The 16,272-nt window shown below is 68.6% G+C and carries 16 protein-coding genes and 1 pseudogene; 13 read left to right on the top strand and 4 right to left on the bottom strand.

Translation table 11 applies throughout. The annotated features are described in order from the left end of the window. The first annotated feature begins 130 nt into the window (after nucleotides 1–130). Nucleotides 131–2,161 carry a CocE/NonD family hydrolase gene (locus NBRGI_RS25565; RefSeq protein ID WP_029899757.1) on the top strand — a complete coding sequence of 677 codons (2,031 nt, stop codon included), beginning with the start codon at nucleotides 131–133 and terminating at the stop codon, nucleotides 2,159–2,161. A 95-nt stretch (nucleotides 2,162–2,256) separates the two neighbouring features. On the opposite strand, the gene NBRGI_RS25570 is transcribed toward NBRGI_RS25565, so the two are convergent. Then, complete coding sequence (locus NBRGI_RS25570) at nucleotides 2,257–2,916, bottom strand: NADPH-dependent F420 reductase (protein ID WP_029899758.1); 660 nt, start codon at nucleotides 2,914–2,916, stop codon at nucleotides 2,257–2,259. Between the two features lie 91 nt (nucleotides 2,917–3,007). Between NBRGI_RS25570 and NBRGI_RS25575 the strand changes: the two genes are divergently transcribed. The 3 genes from NBRGI_RS25575 to NBRGI_RS25585 all read left to right on the top strand — a co-directional run bounded on the left by NBRGI_RS25575 (nucleotide 3,008) and on the right by NBRGI_RS25585 (nucleotide 5,461). Further along, nucleotides 3,008–3,409 carry a winged helix-turn-helix transcriptional regulator gene (locus NBRGI_RS25575; RefSeq protein ID WP_029899759.1) on the top strand — a complete coding sequence of 134 codons (402 nt, stop codon included), beginning with the start codon at nucleotides 3,008–3,010 and terminating at the stop codon, nucleotides 3,407–3,409. Between the two features lie 130 nt (nucleotides 3,410–3,539). Beyond that, the gene (locus tag NBRGI_RS25580; RefSeq protein ID WP_029899760.1) at nucleotides 3,540–4,775 is read left to right on the top strand and encodes a sensor histidine kinase; all 1,236 of its coding nucleotides are present in this window, start codon (nucleotides 3,540–3,542) and stop codon (nucleotides 4,773–4,775) included. Next, a complete protein-coding gene (locus NBRGI_RS25585) occupies nucleotides 4,772–5,461 on the top strand; it encodes a response regulator transcription factor (RefSeq protein ID WP_014988578.1) in 690 nt (229 codons plus the stop codon). The genes NBRGI_RS25580 and NBRGI_RS25585 overlap by 4 nt, the downstream gene beginning before the upstream one ends. A 63-nt stretch (nucleotides 5,462–5,524) precedes the next feature. Here the strand turns inward: NBRGI_RS25585 and NBRGI_RS25590 are convergent, their stop codons facing one another. Continuing rightward, the gene (locus tag NBRGI_RS25590) at nucleotides 5,525–5,875 is read right to left on the bottom strand and encodes a hypothetical protein (protein ID WP_029899761.1); all 351 of its coding nucleotides are present in this window, start codon (nucleotides 5,873–5,875) and stop codon (nucleotides 5,525–5,527) included. A gap of 196 nt (nucleotides 5,876–6,071) precedes the next feature. After that, complete coding sequence (locus NBRGI_RS25595) at nucleotides 6,072–6,938, bottom strand: hypothetical protein (RefSeq protein WP_081878226.1); 867 nt, start codon at nucleotides 6,936–6,938, stop codon at nucleotides 6,072–6,074. A 66-nt stretch (nucleotides 6,939–7,004) separates the two neighbouring features. Here NBRGI_RS25595 and NBRGI_RS25600 point away from each other — a divergent pair, with 66 nt between their 5' ends. The 9 genes from NBRGI_RS25600 (at nucleotide 7,005) to NBRGI_RS25640 (ending at nucleotide 15,945) form a co-directional block, all read left to right on the top strand. Further along, a complete protein-coding gene (locus tag NBRGI_RS25600; RefSeq protein ID WP_029899763.1) occupies nucleotides 7,005–8,039 on the top strand; it encodes a Ppx/GppA phosphatase family protein in 1,035 nt (344 codons plus the stop codon). Further along, nucleotides 8,036–9,559 carry a hypothetical protein gene (locus NBRGI_RS48765; RefSeq protein ID WP_029899764.1) on the top strand — a complete coding sequence of 508 codons (1,524 nt, stop codon included), beginning with the start codon at nucleotides 8,036–8,038 and terminating at the stop codon, nucleotides 9,557–9,559. Before NBRGI_RS25600 ends, NBRGI_RS48765 begins: the two co-directional genes overlap by 4 nt. Nucleotides 9,560–9,784: 225 nt before the next feature. Continuing rightward, nucleotides 9,785–10,645 carry a sugar phosphate isomerase/epimerase family protein gene (locus tag NBRGI_RS25610; protein WP_029899765.1) on the top strand — a complete coding sequence of 287 codons (861 nt, stop codon included), beginning with the start codon at nucleotides 9,785–9,787 and terminating at the stop codon, nucleotides 10,643–10,645. Nucleotides 10,646–10,912: 267 nt separating this feature from the next. Next, nucleotides 10,913–11,797: a thioesterase family protein gene (locus NBRGI_RS25615; RefSeq protein WP_029899766.1), complete on the top strand. Its 885-nt coding sequence runs from the start codon at nucleotides 10,913–10,915 to the stop codon at nucleotides 11,795–11,797. Between the two features lie 27 nt (nucleotides 11,798–11,824). Then, nucleotides 11,825–12,700 carry a pyrroline-5-carboxylate reductase gene (gene proC / locus NBRGI_RS25620; protein ID WP_029899767.1) on the top strand — a complete coding sequence of 292 codons (876 nt, stop codon included), beginning with the start codon at nucleotides 11,825–11,827 and terminating at the stop codon, nucleotides 12,698–12,700. Between the two features lie 296 nt (nucleotides 12,701–12,996). After that, entirely contained in the window at nucleotides 12,997–13,281 is a 285-nt protein-coding gene (locus NBRGI_RS25625) for a helix-turn-helix domain-containing protein (RefSeq protein WP_370627833.1), read from the top strand. Between the two features lie 255 nt (nucleotides 13,282–13,536). Beyond that, entirely contained in the window at nucleotides 13,537–13,638 is a 102-nt protein-coding gene (locus NBRGI_RS46605) for a 30S ribosomal protein bS22 (RefSeq protein ID WP_003402602.1), read from the top strand. 205 nt (nucleotides 13,639–13,843) lie between these two features. Next, nucleotides 13,844–14,923 carry an NAD-dependent epimerase/dehydratase family protein gene (locus NBRGI_RS25635; protein WP_051728027.1) on the top strand — a complete coding sequence of 360 codons (1,080 nt, stop codon included), beginning with the start codon at nucleotides 13,844–13,846 and terminating at the stop codon, nucleotides 14,921–14,923. Next, a complete protein-coding gene (locus NBRGI_RS25640; protein ID WP_029899769.1) occupies nucleotides 14,920–15,945 on the top strand; it encodes a lysophospholipid acyltransferase family protein in 1,026 nt (341 codons plus the stop codon). The genes NBRGI_RS25635 and NBRGI_RS25640 overlap by 4 nt, the downstream gene beginning before the upstream one ends. Before the next feature lie 131 nt (nucleotides 15,946–16,076). On the opposite strand, the pseudogene NBRGI_RS25645 reads toward NBRGI_RS25640, so the two are convergent. Next, nucleotides 16,077–16,272, bottom strand: a pseudogene (locus NBRGI_RS25645) (HAD-IB family hydrolase); the annotation flags it as partial.

The following is a 16,272-nucleotide window of genomic DNA, read 5'->3' on the forward strand; positions in this document are numbered from 1 at the left end:
ACGTGCCGGTGCGGTGGGGCGCGCCTTTGTGACCATGCACGAAGTTTCATGATTTCGCTCCGCGGACCGGTCGGTACCTGCTTCCCTCCCCTAGTTAGAGAGCATTCGTTCCCCTAAGAGAGTGGATTCAATGAGGTATGCGCTCCGAACCGCGGCGGTGGCCGTCGCGGCGGTGGCCTTGGCCCCCTTCCTTTCGCCCTCGGCCACCGCGAGCCCGGTCGGCCCGGACGGCGGAGCGACCGGTGCGGCGTGGGCCGCGACCGAGGACGGTCCGCAGCAGTACCCGAATGTGTTCATCGAATGGGACGTCCCGATCACCATGAGCGACGGCACGGTGCTCAAGGGGAACGTCTACCACCCGGCCGACGCTGCGGGACAACCGATTTCGACCCCGACGCCGACCATCGTCAACATGACGCCCTACACCAAGCTCGGCTCGATGATCGCCGACAGCATGATCTCGATCCCGTGGCTGTCGGACGCGGTGATGCAGGTGGCGCGCGACGTCGACCTCTCCGGCACACCGTTTTCCGGCGTCACCGACCTGACCAAGGCGCTCGGCGGCGGTCTGCTCCGCAATTTCACGGTGGACCGGCAGCTGATCAAGAGCGGCTACACCCAGGTCGTGGTCGACGTTCGGGGAACCGGCTTCTCCCAGGGCATCTGGGATCTGCTGCGCGAACGCGAGCAGCAGGACAGCGTCGAGGTGATCGACTGGGCGTCGCGGCAGCCGTGGTCGACCGGTGATATCGGGATGAACGGCGTCTCCTACTCCGGGCTCAACCAGCTGCAAGCGGGCGCCAAGCACCCGCCCGCGCTGAAGGCGCTGTTCCCGGTGGTGCCGAGCCGGAACCCGTTCCGCGACTTGGTCGCACCCGGCGGCGGCATCGGCATCACCTTCATGCCCGCCTGGCTGCTCGCGGTGAACGGCGGCAAGCTGGTGCCCGACCTGGCGTCGGCGCTGCGCGGGCAGTTCGACAACAAGTGGCTGATGGACCGGCTCGCGGATCCGTTCACCTTCATCGATGCGCTGGTGAACATTCTGATCACCCCGGAGATCGATCAGCTCGATCCGAAGGTGCAGACTCTGCTGCACTCCGACAGCCCGTTCCGGCAGGCCTGGGAGAACGACCCGAGCCGAATCACCGTGCCCACCTTCGTGAGCGGCGGTTGGCACGACGTGTTCGTCAACTCGCAGGCCGATGTGTACCGGCGGCTCGAGTTGCCACCGGGCCGGAAGCAACTGCTCGTCGGCGACGGTTACCACATCAGCAACGGCAACGAGTCCGGCAAACCCGGTATGCCGCCGCGGATGGACGTGCTGCAGCGCGCCTGGTTCGACAAGTGGCTCAAGGGAATCGACAACGGGATCGACGAATTCGGCCCGGTGACACTGAAGCAGCAGGGCGGCGGGTGGATCACCGCGCCTTCCTTCCCGCAGCCCGGCGCCGAGCATCGGCGGATGTATCTGTCCGCCGCGGCGAGCGGGGCCGGCGCCGGCGTGCACGACGGTTCGCTGTACACCCAGCCGAGCCCGAGCGTCGATCGGCTCACCGTCGCACCGGGTTTGACGGGCCTGTGCTCGCGTGACATGGCGCAGGAGAGCGCCGGCGTCACCTCGATCATCGACGGGTGCAGCAAGGACGCGCGGATCCAGGAGCTCAACGCGTTGACCTTCACCAGCGCCCCGGTCGCGGAGCCGACCAGCATCTCCGGCCCGATCGCGGTCCGGCTCAACACGGTGCACGACGCGACCGACGGCTACTGGAACGTCACGGTGAACGATGTCGGCCCCGACGGCTATTCGACGGTGCTGTCTTCGGGCCAGCTGGTGTCCTCGCTGCGCGCCATCGATGACGCGCGCAGCACCCGGTCGGCCAACGGCGACTACACCGACCCGGTGCCCGACCTGTCGCTGGACAGCAGGCAGCCGCTGGTACCGGGCGAGCCGACGGCACTGGACATTTCGGTGCCGGGCATCGAGGCGGTGCTGCAACCGGGGCACCGGCTGCGCGTCGACGTCTACGCGGGCAATTTCCCGCGCGGCCTGGCCCCGATGCCGTTGGTGGTGGACAGCGAACTGCGGCCCCAGCACCTGCTGCTCGATCCGAATCAGCCGAGTTTCGTGAATATCCCGGTGCGCGGAAATCCGGGCTGGTAAACCGTAACCCGGTCTGAGCGTGCACCTATCGCGCATCGAAGCTCGAATTCGCGGAGTATGGGTTGATAGTGCATGCTCAGGCCGGGTTTTCTCGGTCAGTCCACGACCGCGAACGCGGCCGCCAGCGGCGGGAAGGCCGCGCGCGCATCATGTCCCGCGAACCACAGGCCGACGGTGAAGACCGAGACTGCCTCCAGATATTTCGCCCGGTGCAGGCCGCCTGCCGGAATGGGTTGCAGTTTCAGGTCTTCGGTCAAAGCGGTGACCTGGGCGAGTGCCCTGGGATCGTCGCCGCACAGCGGCACCGCCAGTCTGCGCCCGTCGAACACGCGCGCCTCGGCGGCCCAGACCTCGGCCGCGCACATGTTGAACGCTTTCACCACGTGCGCGCCCGGGACGATCGCCGCAATACGTTCGGCGACAGCCGCTTCCGAGAGCACGAAGCCCGCCGCACCGGTGGGTGCGGCGGTGTCCGGCGCGAAGGCGTTCGTGCAGTCGACGAGCGTGCGCCCGGCGAGCAGCCCGGCGAGCGGGCGCAGCACCTCGTCCAGCGCGTCCACCGGCAGCGCGAGCAGCACCACGTCACCGAATTCCGCTGCGGCGCGGACACTTCCGCCCTGCGCCCCGATCGCCGCCGCCGATTCCTGTGCGGCCGCGGCCGATCGCGCGCCGACCAGTACCTCGTGGCCCGCCGCGACCCAGCCGCCGCCGAGCGCGCGCGCCATGGCTCCGGCTCCGATGATTCCGATTCGCATCTCAACTCCTAGTCAGCGATGTCTTCGGCACCGACGGTAGGAACTCCGATAGGCACCCTCGGGTGCGCGACGGCGGTGGCAAGCTGAAGACATGACCGCCGTGCCCGCCGAGCCGATCACCGCCGACCAGGTGGAGTTCGCGCCCTACGGCGATTTCGAGTCCGACTGCCCGGCCCGGATGGGTGTCGACGTCTTCGGCAACTCCTGGCTACCGGTGGTCGTCTACATGTTGCGCGCGGGGCCGATGCGTCCCGGCGACCTGCGCACCGCCATCGGCGGGATCAGCCAGAAGATGCTCACCCAGACCCTGCGTCGGATGGAACGGATGACCCTCGTCGCACGTCACCGCTATGCCGAAGCGCCGCCGCGGGTGGAGTACGAGCTCACCGCGGCGGGCCGCGACCTCCTCACCCCGATCTACGCGCTCGGCGACTGGGTGGACAAACACGGCCGCGCGGTGAACGCGGCCATGGCGGGCGAGGACGTGGACTGACACACCGGGCGCGGGCCGGATGAGAACGGCGCGTAAACAAGGGGCGAACAGGGCCGGAAGGCGCTATGACCTGCGCGAAACATCGCGCACCCCGCGATAGTTGAACCTTCCGCGACCGTACGATTCAAAGGTGAGTGTTCCGCAGGCGGTGCTATTGGCAGTCCTGGCGGCTGTCGTAGGGCTGGCAGTCGGCGGGCTACTGATTCCCTATATGAACGCCCGGCAGGCCGCCCGCAGGCAGGCCGACTCGGGGTTGACCATGTCGCAGGTGCTCGACCTGATCGTGCTCGCCTCCGAGAGCGGCATCGCCGTCGTCGACGAGTACCGCGACGTGGTGCTGGTGAATCCGCGCGCCGAGGAACTCGGCCTGGTCCGCAACCGACTGCTCGACGAGCGCGCCTGGACCGCGGTGGAGAAGGTGCTCGCCACCGGCGAGTCCGCCGAATTCGATCTCACCGCGAAGAATCCGGTGCCCGGCCGCGGCCGGATCGCCGTACGCGGCGTCGCCCGTCAGCTCTCGCGCGAGGACACCAACTTCACCGTGCTGTTCGCCGACGACGACTCCGAACAGGCGCGGATGGAGGCGACGCGGCGCGACTTCGTGGCCAACGTCAGTCACGAGCTCAAGACCCCGGTCGGCGCGATGAGCCTGCTGGCCGAAGCCATGCTCGAGTCCGCGGACGACCCCGAGGCGGTCCGGCACTTCGGCCAGCGGGTGTTGGGTGAGTCACGGCGTCTCGGGAAAATGGTGACCGAACTCATTGCGCTGTCGCGGCTGCAGGGCGCGGAGAAGCTGCCCGAGCTCGAGGTGGTCGACGTGGACACCGTCGTTATGCAGGCGGTGGACCGCTCGCGGACCGCCGCGGAGGCCGCCGGCATCACCGTCAGCACCGACCGTCCGAGCGGGCTCGAGGTGCTCGGCGACGAAACGTTGCTGGTCACAGCCCTGTCCAATCTGGTCGAGAACGCGATAGCGTACTCACCGGCCGGTTCGCACGTGTCGGTCAGCCGCTCGTTGCGCGGCGATCATGTCGCGATGGCCGTGACCGATCGCGGCATCGGGATCGCCAAAGAAGACCAGGAGCGCGTGTTCGAGCGCTTCTTCCGATCGGACAAGGCGCGCTCGCGCGCCACCGGCGGGACCGGGCTCGGCCTGGCTATCGTCAAGCACGTGGCAGCCAACCACAACGGTGAGATCACCCTGTGGAGCAAGCTGGGCACGGGCTCGACGTTCACGCTGCGAATACCTGCCCACCACGAGACCGACGGAGAAGAGGATTCCGCCGGACCGACGGTGAGCACGAGAGAAACAAGCCCGCGCCCCACGGGGCCGGGCCGACCCAATGGTGTGGAGGCACGCAGATGACGAGTGTGTTGATCGTCGAGGATGAGGAGTCGCTGGCCGATCCGCTCGCGTTCCTGCTGCGCAAGGAGGGCTTCGAGGTCACCGTGGTCGGTGACGGCCCGTCCGCGCTCGCCGAGTTCGATCGGTCCGGCGCCGATATCGTGCTGCTCGATCTCATGCTGCCCGGCATGAGCGGCACGGATGTCTGCAAGCAGCTGCGCACCCGCAGCGGCGTGCCGGTGATCATGGTGACGGCGCGCGACAGCGAGATCGACAAGGTGGTCGGGCTCGAGCTCGGCGCCGACGACTACGTGACCAAGCCGTACTCGGCGCGCGAGCTCATCGCGCGTATCCGGGCCGTGCTGCGCCGCGGCGCGGGCGACGAATTGGACGGCGGCAACGAGAGCGGCGTGCTGGAGGCGGGCCCCGTGCGGATGGACGTGGACCGGCACACCGTGCTGGTGAACGGCAAGCCGGTCACCTTGCCGCTGAAGGAATTCGATCTGCTCGAATACCTGCTGCGCAATTCCGGCCGCGTGCTGACCCGTGGCCAGCTGATCGACCGCGTCTGGGGCGCCGACTATGTGGGCGACACCAAAACCCTCGACGTGCACGTCAAGCGGCTGCGGTCGAAGATCGAGGCCGATCCGGCGAAGCCGGAACACCTGGTCACCGTGCGTGGCCTGGGCTACAAGCTCGAGGCCTAGGGCAGGACGCAAAGAACGAACCCCTGTGCACGGGTGCACAGGGGTTCGTGTCGCGCGTGCGGTTCAGGCGCCCTCGGCGGGCTGGCCGAGGTAGGTCCAGGTGGGGCCGACGCCGGGCACGTCGACCTTGCTCAACGTGATCCACCCGAAATCGTCTTCCTGCAGGCAGTCGTAGATGTCCGCGGGGCTGGTGCCGCGGCACGCGATGGTGCGCGCGGTGCCGTAGGGGCTCATGATCACGCTCTTGCCCGCGGCCGCCGCGCCGAGCGCCTCGGGGGTGTTGGCCGGCACGAAATTGGTGGTGACATCGAAGTACTTGGCGGGGTCGCCGTTCGGCTCCGCGTTGGCGACACCGGTGAGGCAAAGCGTTGCGCCTGCGGCAACGGCCGCAATGGTCAGAACTTTCTTGGACATGACCGCACATCAAACCCTAAACAGGTGACGAGCGCACTCCCTCCACATGAACGTAATGCACACCTCGATTCGAGTGACTCGTTTTTCGCGGTGCCTTCACCCGCCGGCCACTTCGGCGTGCTGTGCACGTCAGCCGGTACCCGGCGAGTTACCCATGTGCATCCGAGATCAGTTGTCGCTGTAGCGAAAACCGGAGCTAGGCGGGCTGATCGGTCTTCAGCCGATCGGCGTGCACGGTCGCGGGGTGAATCGCGATGAGCCCCAGCCCTTCTCGGCGCCGGCAATGCCTGGACAGTTCCTCGTAGGCGGGCGCGCCGAGCAGTTCTTTCAGCTCCGGGCCGTAGGACTGCCAGACCGGTCGGCTGCCGACGTGCGCGTCCGGCGAGCCCGAGCAGTACCAGTCCAGGTCGGCGCCGCCCGGGCCCCAGCCGCGGCGGTCGTATTCGGTGATCGTGGTGCGCAGGATCTGCACGCCGTCGGGGCGGTCCACCCAATCCTGGGTGCGCCGGATGGGCAGTTGCCAGCACACGTCCGGTTTGACCTCCAGCGGCTCGATGCCGCGGCGCAGCGCCATGGTGTGCAGCGAGCAGCCCACCCCGCCTTCGAAGCCGGGCCGGTTCAGGAAGATGCAGGCGCCGTCGAAGCGCCGGGTGCGCAACGCGGGTTCGTCCTCGAGCTCGTCGAGCTCCAGATAGCCCTTCTTGGTGACCTTGCCCGCGGCGTCGGTCGCCTCGCCCATCAGCTGCCAATCCGCAGGTGTGAGCATTTTCACAGCGTTCTGCAGCCGCTTGCGATCGTCCTTGTCGGAAAGGAACGCGCCGTGCGAGCAGCAGCCGTCGTCGGGCCGATCGCCCAGGATGCCCTGACATGCCGGGGTGCCGAAGACACACGTCCAGCGCGACAGTAGCCAGGTCAGATCGGCGACGATGAGATGCTCATCGTTTGCTGGATCGACGAACTCGATCCACTCGCGCGGGAAATCCAGATCCACCTCGGGGCTCGGATCGATCTTTCCCGCAGGTCGGGGCCGGGCCGAGTCATTGGCTGATGCGCCTACCGTCACACTGCCAGACGCTAACAGTTCACCGGCTTGGCCTGAAGGGGTGGCCGACTCCAGTACCGTGTTCTTGTGCGGCTAGGGGTACTCGACGTCGGAAGCAATACCGTCCACCTGCTCGTGGTGGACGCGCACCGGGGCGGTCACCCCATGCCCATGAGCTCCACGAAGGCGACGCTACGGCTTTCGGAAAACATGGACGACGAGGGCCGGATCACCGAATCCGGCGCCCAGCGGCTCATCGCGACCGTCGCCGAATTCGCCAGCATCGCCGAGACTTCCAGGTGCGTCGAGCTGATGCCGTTCGCGACCTCGGCGCTGCGCGAAGCCACCAATTCCGAAGCGGTGCTCGGGCGTGTCCGCGCCGAGACCGGCGTCGATCTGCAGGTGCTCACCGGTGTCGACGAGGCCAGGCTGACCTTCCTCGCGGTGCGGCGCTGGTTCGGCTGGAGCGCGGGCCGCATCCTCAACCTCGACATCGGCGGCGGCTCGCTGGAAATGACGAACGGCGGCGACGAGGAACCCGATGTCGCGCTCTCGCTGCAACTCGGGGCCGGACGGTTGACCCGAGAGTGGCTGCGCGAGGACCCGCCGGGTAAGCGCCGGGTCAACGTGCTGCGCGACTGGCTCGACGCGGAGCTCGCGCTGCCCGCGAAACAGCTGATCGACGCCGGAAAACCGGACCTGGCGGTGGGCACCTCGAAGACCTTCCGCTCGCTGGCCCGGCTGACCGGCGCCGCACCCTCTGCGGCGGGGCCGCGGGTGCGTCGTACACTCACCAGCTCAGGTCTGCGCCAACTGATTGCGTTCATCTCGCGAATGACGGCCGCCGACCGTGCAGAATTGGAAGGCGTAAGTTCCGATCGGTCACAGCAATTGGTGGCTGGCGCATTGATCGCGGAGGCGAGTATGCGGGCACTATCGCTGGAGTCCCTCGAGATTTGTCCGTGGGCGCTGCGGGAAGGGCTGATCCTGCGCAAACTGGATACCGACATGAACGGCGGACCCCGAGCGACAGCCATACCGGGCCCGGCGACCGACAGCGGCCGCCCGGCGCCCGGCGATGGGGTGGCGCTATCTGGGCCGATAGGAACGGTTTCGTCATGAGCGATGACTCCAAGCAGCTATCGGTCGCCGAGCTGCTGGCCCGTAACGGGCAGCAGGGCGCGTCGTCGGCCGGCGGCGGCAGGCGCCGCCGCGGCGGCCGGGGCATCTCGGTGGCCGAGCTGACCGGTGACATGCCCGCCATCGGCAGCGGCCAGTCGTCGCATGCCGCACCGGACGACGCGGCCGACGAGCCGGTCTACGAGACGCCGTCGTACGAGCCGCCCGCGCCGGAACCTGTCTCGTATGCGCCGTCGCCGGAACCGTATTCGCCGATGTCGGGCCCGATCTCGATGTACGACCCGCTCGCCGCGTACGCCCAGCCGGAACCGCAGGACGATCCGCCGCCCGGTCGCTCGAATCGGGTGATGCCCGGACGGGAGATGCCGTCGTCGCGGCACACGCCCGCGGCCGATCCGCTCTCGCCGAGCACGCCGGTCGGGGAGCTGTACGCGCCTTCGCCCAATCCGTATGCGCCCTCGCCCAATCCGTATGCGGTCCCGCCCGCCGAGGAGTCCTCGACGCGGTCCGGTCGCCGGCGCAGGCATGCCGAGCCGGAAGAAGAGACCACCGAGGTGCGCCCGCCGCTGCGGGATCTCGGCCCGGAGCCGGGTGCCGCGAGCAGCGGGCTGCCGGACCTGGCGGGCACGAACGGCAGGCAGCCCCGCAACGGTGCGGGCGGCCGAGCCGCGCGTCGGCGTGCCGCGGAAGCCGACGAACTCGAGGCCGGGCCGTCGACCGCCGCCTGGAACGGTTTCGCGGCCGAGGCGCCGCCCGAGCCCAGGACCGCCGCGCCGTGGGCGCCGACCCCCGAACCCAAGCCGGAGCTGGAACGAAGATCCAACCAGCGCAACGGCGAGCGCGCGTTACCCGCCTGGTCGGCGCGAAGACACAAACCCGCCGCGCCGGAACCCGAGGACCTCGGCCCGGAGTCCGGCGGCTTGCCGACCGCCGCGTGGTCGCTGGCCAGCCAGGACCAGCAGTTGCTCTCCGGCCAGACCGTCGCGGGCGATCTGCTCCGGGACGGGGTCGAGCGAGCCGAACGCGCGAATGCCGGTCGAGGCAAACGCGGTTCGAAGCGCGATGCCGCGCCGCACGAGGACGAACTCGACATCTACGACGGCAAGACCGATTTCTACGAGCCGGTCGAGTTGGTCGACGAGGACGACGACGACCTCGACGAGCACGAGGAGCGCGAGCCGGGCCGGGCCGCCGCGCGCCGCCGCTCGTCCCGCGTCGCGCGCAAGGCCGAGTTCGACGCCAACCGCCGGCAGTGGTTGATCCTGGGCGGACAGAGCACCGGCGCGGCCGTGGCGGGCATGCTGCTGTTCAAGGGTTTCGAGCGCATGTGGGAGATGCTGCCCTGGGTGGCGCTGGCCCTGGCGATGATCGTGATCCTCGGTCTGGTCGCCCTGGTCCGGATTCTGCGCCGGACCGATGACGTGCTGAGCACGGTGATCGCGGTGGTCGTCGGCGTCTTCGTCACGCTGGGACCGCTAGCCTTTCTGCTCAGTACGAACTGAGGCAGGGGAGCGGCTGTGGGCAAGATCGGGCAGGCGAACGAGACCACGGCGCGGCACGCGCCCGATACCGCAGCGCGGCAGGGGGCCGATACCGCAGCGCGGCAGGCGTCCGACACTGCTGCGCGGCAGGGGGCCGATATTGCCGGGCAGCATGCGGTCGACGCCGAGACGCGTCCGGCCGCCGTCGCCCCCGGCGAACCGGCCGGCGGTGCGGATCGACGGCAGATCCTGGTCGGGCTGTCCACGGCGTCGGTCTATCCGCAGAACACCGAGGCCGCCTTCCGGTACGCGGCCGAAATCGGTTACGACGGCGTCGAATTGATGGTCTGGGCCGAACCCGCCAGTCAGAGCATCGCCACCGTGCAGTCCTATGCGCGCAAGTACGACGTCCCGGTCATCGCGATTCACGCGCCGTGCCTGTTGATCTCGCAGCGGGTGTGGGGCGCGGACCCGGCCGCCAAGCTCGAACGCAGCGTGCGCACCGCGGAGGCCCTGGGCGCGCGCACCGTGGTGGTGCACCCGCCGTTCCGCTGGCAGCGCAGGTACGCGGAGAATTTCGCGGATCAGGTGGCCGAGCTCGAGGCCGACAGCGAGGTCGTCGTCGCGGTGGAGAACATGTTTCCAATGCGCGCCGACACCCTGTTCGGGCGCGGAGCGCGGTCGGTGAAGCGCTTGGAGCGTCGCGGCGGCCCCGGCATCGGGCTCACCGCGTTCAGCCCGTCCTACGATCCGACCGATACCGGTTTCGCGCACTACACCCTGGATCTCTCGCACACCGCGACGGCGGGCGCGGACCCGTTGGCGCTGGCCGCCCGGATGGGGCCGGGTCTGGCGCATCTGCATCTCGCCGACGGTCGCGGTGCCGCGCACGACGAGCACCTGATCCCCGGTGAGGGCACCCAGCCGTGCGTCGAGCTGTGCGAGACGCTGGTCCGCACCGGTTTCACGGGGCAGGCGGTGGCGGAGATCAATACCCAGAACGCGCGCACCACGCAGGCTCGCGCGGCGATGTTGCATCGCACGCTCGCGTTCGCGCGCTTGCATCTCAACGGCGTGACCGCGCCGACACCCGCAATTCACCCCTGAATCCTTGCGCCGCAACATAAGTGGACTGTGCGGCTACGAAATAATCTGTACCCCAACAAAATAGGTGCGGTAATTCCGTGCATCGATTCGTTTCCGCGCACCCGAAATCGTCGGGGACGGCGTGGGCCGAATCCAATCGGGCACGGCAGTGTGATGTATGCGACCGAGGGTGGACGGGAAGCCCGAGCGGGTTCGTTCTACGCTGTATGAATGTCGCGGAACGGTAACCCTGCCCGCCGACGCGGTGAGTCGACGACAGGAGTGACGATGACGGCCGACCTGGATCTCACGCAGGCCACGGCGACCGACGCCCCGTTCGGTCGGGTGCTGGCGCTGACCGAACTGCTCTCGACGACCCCCGACACCGGTCGCTACCTCGGCTTGATCGACAAGGTCTGGACGATCGGCAAGAAGGTGCACGGCGGCACCATGGTCGCGGCCAGCGCCGCGGCAGGCCTGAAGTGGCTGCGCGCTGCCGACCCGGCGCTGGCCGATATGGCGCCGGTCGCCGCCAGCTCGGACTTCCTCGGCGCGCCCGAGCCGGGCGAGGTCGAATACGAGGTGCATATCCGCAAGATCGGCCGGCAGATCTGCCTCGCCGACACCAACCTGATGCAGCACGGGCGGACTCTGGTGCGTACCGCGCTGACGTTCAGCCGCCTGGACGACGCCGAACCGCGCTACGCCCGCGAGCACGACGACATGCCGGTCGAACCGCCCGCCGACGCCATCGGCTACGGGCCGGACTCGCCGATGAGCAGTGTCGTGCACGTCGGCCAGGGCGCCGAGCTGTTCATCGATCGGGACTGGGCCCGCTTCCTCGAAGGTCAGCAGGGCGAGCCGCGGCTGCGGCTGTGGCTGCGCCCGCGTCCGGGTGACGAGCAGAACACCGAGACCGCCATGTTCATGGCGATGATGGGCGCGGACATGAGTCCGCCGGTGCCGGTGAACCTCGGTCATTTCGGCTGGGCGCCGACCGTGCAGATGGCCACCTACCTGCGGCGCAAGCCGGCCGCGGGCTGGCTGCGCATCATCGCGACCACGCACGAGGTGGGTGAGCGCATGTTCGACGAGGACCAGTTGGTGCTCGACTCGACCGGCGCCGTCGTAGCGCAGAGCAGGCAGCTGGCGCTCATCCCGCAACAGCGCTGAGTTCGCCCTCGCATAGCCTTGACTCCCATGACGAGAATTGCGGTTATCGGTGGCGGACGCATCGGGGAGGCGCTGATCGCGGGCTTACTCGAGTCGGGACGGCTGGCGAAGGACCTGGTTGTCGTCGAGCCGGTGACCGAGCGGGCCGCGCAGATCGCCGAGCAGTTCTCGGTACGGGTGACCGATTCCGTCGCCGACGCCGCGGTCGGCGCGGACCTGTTGGTCGTCGCGGTGAAACCCGCCGATGTGGACGCCGTGATGACCGCGCTCGGCAAGGCCGCCCTCAGCGACAACGCCAGCGTGGGCAACGATCGGGACCAGATTCTGGTGTCGCTGGCGGCCGGTGTGCCGACCGCGCGCCTGGAGGCGAAGCTGCCCGCCGGTTTCCCGGTGGTCCGGGTGATGCCGAACACGCCGATGCTGGTCGGTCAGGGCATGAGCGTCATCGCGCCGGGCCGGTACGCCCGGGCCCAGCAGCTGGAACTGGTGACCGACGTGCTCGGCGCGGTCGGCAAGGTGGTGACCGTCGCGGAGTCCCAGATGGACGCGGTCACCGCGGTGTCCGGGTCGGGTCCCGCCTACTTCTTCCTGATCGTCGAGGCCATGGTGGACGCGGGCGTCGGCCTCGGACTGACTCGCGAGGTGGCCACGGAACTGGTGGTGCAGACCATGATCGGTTCGGCGGCGCTGCTGCAGGAGTCCGAGCAGAGTGCGGCCGAGTTGCGGGCCGCGGTCACCTCGCCGGCGGGCACCACCGCGGCCGCGGTCCGTGAGCTGGAGCGCGGCGGCGTCCGTTCGGCGTTCCTGGAGGCGTTGCACGCCGCCAAACAGCGCTCCGCCGAGCAAGGCGGCGTGAGCGACGGTCCGACCGGCGTCGGGACCGGAGTCGGCGCCGGAGCGTGAGCCGGGGCGCCCTCGGCGCGCGACACGACGAGAGGCCGGACTCGCCGTGAGTTTGCTCCCACCGGGATCCGGACCGACGGGGCAAATCGGGCCCAGACGGCGGCGAGGCGAACATCGCACATCCACGGGATGACCGGTCGGATTCCGATCGGAAAAGCTTATTTCTCACTCCCGTCGCAGTAACACCACTGGTCCCGCTAAGCTTCAAGGAGCACGTGCGTGTCTGTTCCGCCGGTGGGGAAGCCGGCGGCGCGGACGTGCCGGAGGTCAATGGTGCAATGATGTCTTCGAACAAGATGTCTGCAAGTAGCTCAGGGAGTTCGAGTGGCTCCGGTCCCTCGGGCAGCCGGAGCGGTTCCCGGGCACCGAGTGGTCCGGGTGCGCAGGGTCAACCCATGCTCGGCGGCACTCAATTTCTCACGGTCGCCGAGGTGGCGAGCCTGATGCGAGTGTCCAAGATGACGGTGTACCGGCTGGTGCATTCCGGTGAGCTGCCCGCGGTGCGGGTGGGTCGGTCGTTCCGGGTGCATGCCAAGGCGGTGCACGACTATCTGGAAACGTCTTACTTCGACGCGGGCTGAGACGGCTGCGGTCACACCGACGCAGGCGGTCGCCGGAGGCGTTCCGGCGGCGAGCGATCAGGCGGTTTCGAAGGTCGTCGGACGTGCCGGTACGATAGATCCTCGGTTCGTGTTCGCCCGCCGGTGGCACCGCTTCGGGGTGCCCCGAGGTATCCGGCGGCGCGGGCACTGGGCGTGAGGCTTGCCGAGCGACCGGTCAGTTGGCGCACGTGAGTAGCGTGCGCGCCGAGTAGAGAGAACGCGAGGAACAACCCTATGGGTTCTGTGATCAAGAAGCGCCGCAAGCGCATGTCGAAGAAGAAGCACCGCAAGCTGCTTCGCCGCACACGTGTGCAGCGGCGCAAACTCGGCAAGTAAGCCCGGCGTAGCGACTGCTTGCAGGTCGCTCGAAACGATCTGCGCGTCAACTGCGAGGCCCGTCACCGAAGCGGTGGCGGGCCTTTCGGTATTTCGGTGATTGAAGTCATCGTTAGATCCAGGTAAATCCCATCGGAACGCACAGACGCAGCGGCTACGCTAGGAGCGGGGCAAACGAAGTGGGGGCTTGTCAAGGTGGGATGCGGTGCCGGCTGGTTCTGACGTTCGGGACGGACACACACCGAAGGTGGTGTTGGTAACCGGTGCGAGCCGCTTTTTCGGCGGCAACGTGGTCGCTCGTCTCGCGCAGGATCCCGGTATCGAACGCATTCTCGCCGTCGACACCATGACCCCCAGCCGGGAATTGCAGCGCCGGATGGGCCGCGCCGAGTTCGTCCGCGCGGATATCCGAAATCCATTGATCCGCAAGGTCGTCGACGGCAGCGCCGTGGATACCGTGGTGCACACCGCGGTGCTGGCCAAGCCGCCCGCCGGCGCGTCGCGTGCGGTGATGAAGGACCTCAACGTGCTCGGCGCCATGCAGCTGCTCGCGGTGTGCCAGAAGGCGCCGACGATGCGCCGGGTGGTGGTGCGCTCCTCGTCCGCGGTGTACGGCTGCAGCGCGAAGGACCCCGCGAAATTCGCGGAGGAAATGAGCGCGCGCACGCCGCCGAGCGGTGGCTTCGCCCGCGACATGATCGAAATCGAAGGGTATGTGCGCGGATTGGCCCGGCGCCGGCCCGATATCGCGACGACAATTCTGCGTTTAGCACCGATCGTCGGTCCGCGACTGGCCGGGCGCGGTACGCAATATCTGCGGTCCCCCCTCACGCCGACCGTGTTCGGCCGCGACGCCAGGATGCAACTGCTGCACGAGGAGGACGCGGTCGCCGCCCTGGCGCACGCAGCGCTCGCCGGGCGCGGCGGCACCGTCAACGTGGCCGGTGACGGCGCGCTGGCGCTGTCGCAGGCGGTGCGGCGGGCCGGGCGGATCGAGTTCCCGGTGCCGTTCGCGCTGTTCCGCAGCGCGGGGCGGATTCTGATGGGGCCGGTGATGCGCGAATTCTCCGGCGAGCAGCTCGACTATTTCCATTTCGGTTGCGGCCTGGACACCACCCGGATGCGGGCCGAACTCGGTTTCGTGCCGCGCTGGACGACGGTGCAGGCTTTCGACGACTTCATCGGGGGCGCAGCGTCGCGACCCGTCATCGACCCCAAATGGATCGATGCCGCAGAATCCAAACTGCTCGGCCTGCTCGGGGCCGGTACGGGAGCACAGCAATGAACGACGTAGCGAAAGTCATCCAACTCCACGACATACAGGTCGAGGCCAGGCCCCGCCCGCCTGCCCGCCGCTGGCCCGAGCACCCGCAGGGCGAGGCACCCGGCCAGGTGACGTCGCTGACCGAGCGGCTCGCCGCCGCCGAACCGCCTGCCCCGCAGTCCCTCTCGGATCTGGTGCGGGGCGCGATCGGTAAGCAGATCGGCAAGACCGCGGAGTTCGCCCGGCGCCGGCTCACCGGCGACTACCAGGTGGACGAGTTCGGTTTCGACGAGCACCTGCTGGAGTCGGTGTTGCTGCCCGCGCTGCGCCCGATGTCGGAGCTGTGGTTCCGGGCCGAGGTGAGCGGTATGGCGAATATCCCGGAGGTGGGTGGCGCGCTGATCGTGGCCAACCACGCCGGCACCGTGCCGCTGGACGGGCTGATGCTGCAGCTGGCGATCCACGATCGGCATCCGAAGCAGCGGGCGCTGCGGTTGCTGGCCGCCGACCTGATCTTCGAGACGCCGGTGCTCGGCTCGCTGGCCAGGAAGGCCGGGCACACGCTGGCCTGCCGGGAAGACGCCGAAAGGCTGCTCCGCGCAGGTGAATTGACCGGCGTCTTCCCCGAGGGCTTCAAAGGCGTCGGCAAGCAGTACGCCGATCGCTACAAGCTGCAGCGGTTCGGCCGCGGTGGTTTCGTGGCCGCGGCGGTGCGCACCGGCGTGCCGATCATCCCGTGCTCCATCGTGGGCTCCGAGGAGATCTACCCGAAGCTGGCCGACATCAAGCCGCTGGCCCGGTTGCTCGGTTTGCCGTATTTCCCGGTGACGCCGCTGTTTCCGCATCTCGGCCCGCTCGGCGCGCTACCGCTGCCGTCGAAGTGGTACATCGAATTCGGTACACCCATCCCGACCACCGGCTACGACCCGGAGGCGGCCGACGACCCGATGACCATGTTCGAGGTCACCGACCAGGTGCGCGAGACCATCCAGTCGACGCTGTACAAACTGCTCACCAAGCGCCGCAACCCGTTTACGGGGTAGCGGCGGGCGCCGGGTGCGCCGCGCGCCGCCCGTCGTCCCGGCGAACGCCGGGCACCAGTCGGTAAACCCCTCGGCCGCACTGGTTTCCGGCGTTCGCCGGACCCGAGGGTGCGGGGCTCGCGGGTGCCTGCTCAGTGATCGCGTTTGCGCGTGACCGCCGCGGCCACCGCGCCACCGGCCGCGCCGAGCGCCAAAGCCGTTGGCACGCCGATCTTCGCGGCCTTGCGGCCGGTGCGGAAATCGCGGATCTCCCAGCCCCGGTTCTTCGCGACCTCGCGTAAATCGGAGTCCGGGTTGATCGCGACCGCGGTGCCGACCAGCGAGAGC

This window comes from Nocardia brasiliensis IFM 10847 (assembly GCF_000710915.1).
GTDB lineage: Bacteria > Actinomycetota > Actinomycetes > Mycobacteriales > Mycobacteriaceae > Nocardia > Nocardia brasiliensis_A.